Origin of the sequence: Neisseria sp. HMSC065D04, assembly GCF_001815675.1 — a bacterium.
Classification (GTDB): domain Bacteria; phylum Pseudomonadota; class Gammaproteobacteria; order Burkholderiales; family Neisseriaceae; genus Neisseria.
Window position 1 is genome coordinate 61788 of record NZ_KV821524.1, and the last position, 6970, is coordinate 68757.

A 6970-nucleotide genomic window follows, 5' to 3' on the forward strand; every position below is an offset into this window, starting at 1 on the left:
CCTTGTCCTGATTTAAATTTAATCCACTATATTGATGCGGACGACACCCTTGTCAGAAGCGTAGGCAGCACGCGCATTCCCATGCCCGAAGTCATCCGCCAAGTCCGCAGCTTGCATGAAAACGGACATATGCTTTACCTCTGGAGCAGCGGAGGAACCGACTACGCCCGTCGCAGCGCAGAAGAATTGGGCATATCGGAATGTTTCCAAGCATTTTTACCCAAACCGAACGCCTATATCGATGATCAAGCGGTACACGAATGGCGGTTCTGCACCCACGTCCTTCCCATCAACAGCGGGCAAATCGACGGATAGCGGCAATAGTGGCATTTTGCCCGATGGAATTAAAATGCCATTGCTACGCATCTTGGTATGTCCCGTATACAAAAAGGTCGTCTGAAAATAGTTTTTCAGACGACCTTCTAAAATGGTTGTTGCAAAAATATGACATATGAAATTTAAAATACAACAAATTTAATACCGCTTATCTCAATAAATTAACGTCTATCTAAGTTTTCGCGCAATTTATTCAAAAGATTTCACTTCTTAACAGCATTTAATACTAATGCTGCTAGAATTCAAATCGCTGACACACACCGCTCTTTTATCCCTTTTGGGCGGTGCAGCAAGTAAGACGTTTTCCCGCAATGTATTGGCCATTCATACTTCTCCCTTGGTATGAATGGTTTTTTTTATCTACGGTTTTGATAACCCATTCCTGACGCCTGATTAAGCAATATCCATATCCCAAACGCTATAAAAATCCCGCTGTAAGCCAGGGTATATCTACCATCCCATTATCCGGATTCAAAAACCACCTTGAAAAGTCGATAACAAAATAAGGCAGATATACGCCTAACCCACGCAACAGCATTTTATGCCAAAATTTATTCAAAAACTGAAATATCAATCCACCCCAGAACCGACAATCCCATTGACACCGGCAGCCTGCGCCAACCGATATAAGATATGTTGCGGCATATCGTTGTGCCACAACCGCGTGATGTTCGCAATCACCGGCAGATGACAGGTTTGCCGCACCCTGACAATCGCATCCACATCCAAACGATAAGCATGCTCCGGCTCGAAACTCAAAGTCCCCGCCTCGCCTAAGATAATATGGTGATTGCCGCGTAAAGCGATGTGTTCGGCAGCCGCCAGCCAATCATCAACCCGATGATGCTTATCTTTACACAACACTACCGGCGTATTCAGACGACCCACTTCATCCAACAAGACCCGATTCCCCATCAGCTCTCCGCCCAGATACAAAACGTCTGCCTGCGCCTTCAAAGCCTCATCAATCTGACGCACATCGCGGATACGCACCAAAATCGGTTTTCCCTGTTCATGAAGCCGCCGAATATCCTGCTGCATCAGTTGGATTCTCGCCTTTTCGCTCCCGTTGTCCATTTCCGCATAAGGCCGTGCCGACAGATAAAACGGATCGACAAATCCCGCATCCGCATCCTCAATCCGATTGATATCCGCCGCAATATCCAAAACCTTCTCGCTGCCAAACAACACACCCCGTATCGAAATCTTGCTGTCTTCAGGCTGCCCCTCCCGACTGATGATTTTCCAATCGTTCAAAACCCGGAACACGCGCTCCACATCGGGCAGCCGCGCCAATTCATTGGAATGGAAGACCCGCTCGTCGCCCAGTGCGCCGATAATCGTCCTTTCTTCGCCACGCGAAATATGTTCCCGCAAGCCACGGCTGCGAATCGTATCCACCACCCGTCGAACAGATTCCTCACTCGACCATTTGCGCATTACGATAATCATCGACACCCTCCTCATACCAATAGAACCTGCATTATATAGCCACGTTTTATCCAAACGATACCTCAACACAAAGGGACAAGTGCAAACCGCCCACATTCATATTTATAAGGCATAGCAAACCATCAGGTCGTCTGAAACCCGCAACCACCATTCATACCCATTTACAACCCTCTGTCCTGTCGCACCAACCATCCCAAAGGCATGTGCTATACTCTTATACTTTAATTTTTATAAAAGCCCATGAACCTTCTGCCAAACTCCGGAAAATTCTGGCTGAAATTCCTCATCTTCAGCCTCATAGCGGTCATCGCCACCGCAGCCGGACTATACGCATCGGTTTACAACTTCTTCACACCCAAACGCATCGAAACCCTTACCCAATCCGCCCTGCAATCAACCCAACGCACCATCCGCTTCAGCCCTGAAATCCGGCGCAGTTGGTTCCCCCGCCCTACCCTTACCCTCAAAAACGTCGTCATCTCCTATCCCAACAGCACGCAAGCCGCCATCCACATTAAAGAAACCAACATCGGAATCGGCTGGAGCAGCCTGTGGAACGACACGCCCATTATCGAAAAATGGGTGCTTAAAGGCGCAGATGTCTCAATCGAACGTGCCGAAAACGGCAAATGGAGCCTGCAAGACCTTTGGCAGCAGCCACGCAACACAGCCACGCTCAACCGCCTCGTCGTAGAAAACAGCACCCTGCGTCTAAAACTCGACAACACACCGTACACCATCGAAGACTTCAGCCTCAACCTCCGTTCGGAAGATTCCGACGGCCGCCGTTTCAAAATCGGCGGCAACATCCGCAACCCGCAGTTCCCCCTCGAATGGAACGGCAACGGCCTGCTTCAAACCAACGCAGCAAACTGGAGCATTCCCGAGCTCCGCTTTGAAGCGCAGAGCCGCCGCGACCAAAACACGGTAAAAATCAATATCACCAGTGCCTTAGACTGGCAAACGCAAAACCACACCCTGCAAGTCAGCAACATCAACCTGCGCGCAGACAGCGTTCAACAAAACCTCCACTTGACCGCCCAAGCACCCCTGCTCATCTTCAAAGACAACCACCTCAGCCTCAATACCGTCAGCGGAGCCTTTACCGCAGGCTCGCCCGACAGCCAATGGGACGGCTCCTTCAAACTCGACAAAACCAATCTGCGTCCGAGCGTCATCACCCTGGACAGCTTCGATCTCAACGGCAGATACAAAAACCAACTGCGCCAAACCAGCTTTACCGTCAGCGGCCCCATGTTGTGGCAGAAAAAAACCGGATTGCAATCCGACAGCCTGCGCATTACCACCCTGCAGGACACCGTCAACCGACTGCCCCAACCGCGCTTTATCAGCATGCTCGACGGAAATTTCAGCCTAACCGATTCCGGCAACTGGCAAGGCAGTTTCAAAGGCACATTCGACCGCCAACCCGTTGCCTTGAGCTTAAAATACCAAACCCAAGCCGAGCAAAAACCCAGACTCGAAGCAGGCGTCGCCCTGCAAAAACTCAACCTCACCCCCTACTTGGAAGACTTTCAAGCCGGTTCAGACGACCCCTACCCGAAATTTCTCAACCACGCCAACACCCCCGATATCGAAGCCAGCATCAAGGTCAACAATATCCAAACGCCCGGCTTCCAATTGGACAACGTCGAAACCCGGCTGACCGCCAATAACGAACATATCACCCTGAGCAACTTCAAAGCCGGACTCTACGGAGGCCGTACCGAGGGCGGCATCAGCATAGCCAACACCACACCCCTCTCCTACCACCTCCAACAAAACGCAGAAAGCGTACAAATCCAACCCTTGCTGCAAGACCTGTTCGGTTTCCACAGCTTCAGCGGCAACGGCAACGCCGTCATCGACCTGACCACCAAAGGCAACAACCGCGAGCAAATGCTCAAAAACCTCAACGGGATGCTGACCCTCAACATCTCCGAAGGCGCATGGCACGGTATCGACATGGACAACATCCTCAAAAACGGCATCATCAGCAAAGACAACACCCAACAAACCCCGCCACCCAAAACCCCTTTCCACCATTTCGTCCTCAACAGCGAAATCGACAAAGGCATCAGCCGCCATGTCAACACCGAACTCTTTTCCGACAGCCTGCATGTTGTCAGCAGCGGCTATACCGACCTCAGCACCCAAGAGCTATCGGAAGACCTGCTCATCCGCAATGCCCTGAACCCGCAAAACAAACCCATTCCGCTCAAAATCAGAGGCACGGTGCAAAACCCGTCCATCACCATCGACTACAACCGCCTGACCGACGGCCTCAACAGCCCGCAGGAAAAACAAAAAGCCCTCGAAAACACCCTGCGCGAACAATGGCAATGGATCAACCCCAACCGCAAATAACCCAAAGGTCGTCTGAAAACCGTTTTCAGACGACCTTTTCTTCTCATATTCTCAAATACATATAGTGGATTAACTTTAAACCAGTACGGCATTGCCTCGCCTTAGCTCAAAGAGAACGATTCTCTAAGGTGCTGAAGTACCAAGTGAATCGGTTCCGTACTATCTGTACTGTCTGCGGCTTCGTCGCCTTGTCCTGATTTAGAGTTAATCCACTATATTTCCTCATATCAGTAAAGCAATACTGCTCCGTTTTATACAAAACAATCTATTGCACTCAACTAGCCTCCCTGACAAAAACATCAAAAATACAACATAAGCCACCTATTCAATCATGATTTTATGTTATTAAATTACAAAATGGTTACAATAATATAAAATGAAATGATTCTTATTTATTTGATAGTTAAGAATATGAAATATCAAAACATATATAAACATTCTTTGCCGAAGTCAATATTGCTTCACAACCTAAGAGATTACGCATGAAACCTTTAAAAACCCTTGCCCTCATTGCTGCTGCATTACCTTATACTGCTTTTGCCGAGAATGTCCCCCAGCCTGTACAGACTTCGGAATTGCAAACCGTCAACGTAACCGGCAAAAACCGTTCTACCCGCACCGAAAACCGCGACTCTTACACCACCTCTGCCATGCGCACCACCACCGGCCTTGCCTTGTCCCCAAAAGAAACGCCGCAATCGGTGAGCGTGATTACCAAGACACAAATCAATGAGCAGGGGATTACCAATTTGGTTGATGCCCTGAAAACCACCACCGGCGTAAACGTCATCCGTGATGCCGGCATTCCGCGCTTCCAATCGCGCGGGTTCTATATCGACCAAATCGAAGAGGACGGAATCTCATCTACCGTCCCCGGCGCCATCAACAATCCGATGTATGATGCGCAAAGCATGAACGACATCGCCGTTTACGACCATATCGAAGTCGTGCGCGGGGCGACCGGGCTGACGCAGGCAAACGGCGAGCCGGGCGGTTCGGTGAACGCCGTACGCAAACGCCCCACTGGCGAACGCATTATTCAGGGCGAAGTCCAAATCGACCGCTTCGGTAAAGTCCGCACCACGGGGGACTTTTCAGGTCGTCTGAACGATGAAGGCACTTTGCGCGGCCGCGCCGTCGTCGCATTGGAACGCGACAAAAATTTTAAAGACCGCGTCAAAGGCGGCAATGCCACGCTTTACGGCGTGATGGACGCATCCGTCGGCGACAACACCAAAATCACTTGGGGCGGCCTCTATCAGCGCAAACACACCAAACCCGACGACTGGGGCGTGGCATTGAACCTTCCGCGCGATACCTATCTGGGCTACAACTGGAACAAAGGCGTTTACAACAAAGCGAACGCATTCGCCGAAGTAGAACACTATTTCAACGACAACTGGCGTTATACCGGCAAGCTGGATTACAACTACAACGAAAATACCAAGAAAAACAGCGGCATTTACAATACGTCCACGTCCTACGCAGGCTACACGCCCGGCAGCACATTGGCTTCGGGCTGGTTGAGCCGCTACGACAATGACGAAAAACAACTGACTTTCAAAAACAATTTGAACGGCAAATTTGAAATTGCGGGCGTGCCGCAGGAAATCTTTACCGAATACACTTACACGCACACCAAAAACAACGGCAGCCGCCGTCAATACAACCCGGGCGTTTCCTTAGACCCGATGACCTTTACCGGCAACGAAATCGCCGAACCCGCCGACTGGTACGCCACACCTTATCAGATGTATTGGGAAACCCATTCCAAACGCACCACCCACGCGCTGCTTTTGGGCTTCCGTTTCAATATGTTGAAAGAAAAACTGCACATCATGGCAGGTACGCGTTGGAACCACATCAGATCGAAATATATAACCGACTATTTCTACACGGGTGGCAAGATAGACAACGATCCCGATTCGGTTACCGACCGCAAAACCGTCCGTTTCAATCCCTATTTCGCCGTTACCTACGATTTGACGCCGAACCAAAGCCTGTATGCCAGCTACACATCCATCTTCAAACCGAACAGCAATCAGCGCAAAGACAAATCCTATCTCGACCCCGTTACCGGCGCGAACTACGAAATCGGCTGGAAGGGCGAATGGTTCGATCGCAAGCTGAATACCTCGTTTGTCCTGTTTGACATCGAACAGAAAAACCGCGCGGTGCAGGTTTGGGATACGGCAGACCAAAAATGGTATTGGGAACCCGTCGGCAAAGTCCGCAGCCGAGGCATCGAAGCCGAAATATCCGGCAACCTGAGCGAAGATTGGAAACTGTTTGCAGGTTATACGTTCAACCGGTCCAAATATCTTGAAGCGGAAAGCAAAGGCACCGTCCCCGCAGGCACCAATTTCAGCCTGCACACGCCAAAACACATGCTGCGCCTCCACACCAGCTACAACTTGCCGTTTGACGGCAAAAAATGGACCATCGGCGGCGGCGTAACCGCACAAAGCAAAACCGCCAGCCTCTACGGCGTGAAGCGCGGCGGTCATGCGGTATTCAATGCCAACATTGATTATCAGGCATCGAAAAACCTGAAACTTGCACTGATTTCGACCAACCTGTTCAACCGTTACTACTACGAGAACAACAAAGTCAGCAGCAAAGGCGCGAACAACTACTATGGCGAACCGCGTAATGTAATGTTCAACGTCAATTACAAATTCTAATCCGCCTTCCGTGAAAAGGTCGTCTGAAAACAGTTTTCAGACGACCTGCCTAGCCACACGGCAATCCGCCTTTTCACGGTTCGCAAGAAAATGAAGCTATAGTGGATTAAATTTAAATTAGGACAAGGCGA

At 50.1% G+C, this 6970-nt stretch carries 4 protein-coding genes; 3 read left to right on the forward strand and 1 reads right to left on the reverse strand.

Annotated features, from left to right (window positions below; translation table 11 throughout):
- Positions 1-21: 21 nt before the first annotated feature.
- On the forward strand, positions 22-315 hold the full coding sequence (locus tag HMPREF3050_RS08415; protein ID WP_070774481.1) for a DUF705 domain-containing protein: 294 nt from the start codon (positions 22-24) through the stop codon (positions 313-315).
- 591 nt (positions 316-906) lie between these two features.
- On the opposite strand, the gene HMPREF3050_RS08420 is transcribed toward HMPREF3050_RS08415, so the two are convergent.
- Positions 907-1788, reverse strand: coding sequence for a chorismate mutase (locus tag HMPREF3050_RS08420; protein WP_070774437.1), 882 nt, complete (start codon positions 1786-1788; stop codon positions 907-909).
- Between the two features lie 240 nt (positions 1789-2028).
- On the opposite strand from HMPREF3050_RS08420, the gene HMPREF3050_RS08425 reads away from it, so the two are divergent.
- Together HMPREF3050_RS08425 and HMPREF3050_RS08430 are read left to right on the forward strand one after the other, a co-directional pair.
- Positions 2029-4155, forward strand: a complete 2127-nt coding sequence (locus HMPREF3050_RS08425) for an AsmA family protein (RefSeq protein WP_070774438.1) — start codon at positions 2029-2031, stop codon at positions 4153-4155.
- Positions 4156-4637: 482 nt separating this feature from the next.
- The gene (locus tag HMPREF3050_RS08430; protein ID WP_070774439.1) at positions 4638-6839 is read left to right on the forward strand and encodes a TonB-dependent siderophore receptor; all 2202 of its coding nucleotides are present in this window, start codon (positions 4638-4640) and stop codon (positions 6837-6839) included.
- Positions 6840-6970 lie beyond the last annotated feature (131 nt).

Excerpts from the sequence above, each read along its gene's own strand:
- HMPREF3050_RS08420 (WP_070774437.1), bottom strand. The coding sequence starts at position 1,788 with ATGATTATCGTAATGCGCAAATGGTCGAGTGAGGAATCTGTTCGACGG.
- HMPREF3050_RS08425 (WP_070774438.1), top strand. The coding sequence starts at position 2,029 with ATGAACCTTCTGCCAAACTCCGGAAAATTCTGGCTGAAATTCCTCATC.
- HMPREF3050_RS08430 (WP_070774439.1), top strand. The coding sequence starts at position 4,638 with ATGAAACCTTTAAAAACCCTTGCCCTCATTGCTGCTGCATTACCTTAT.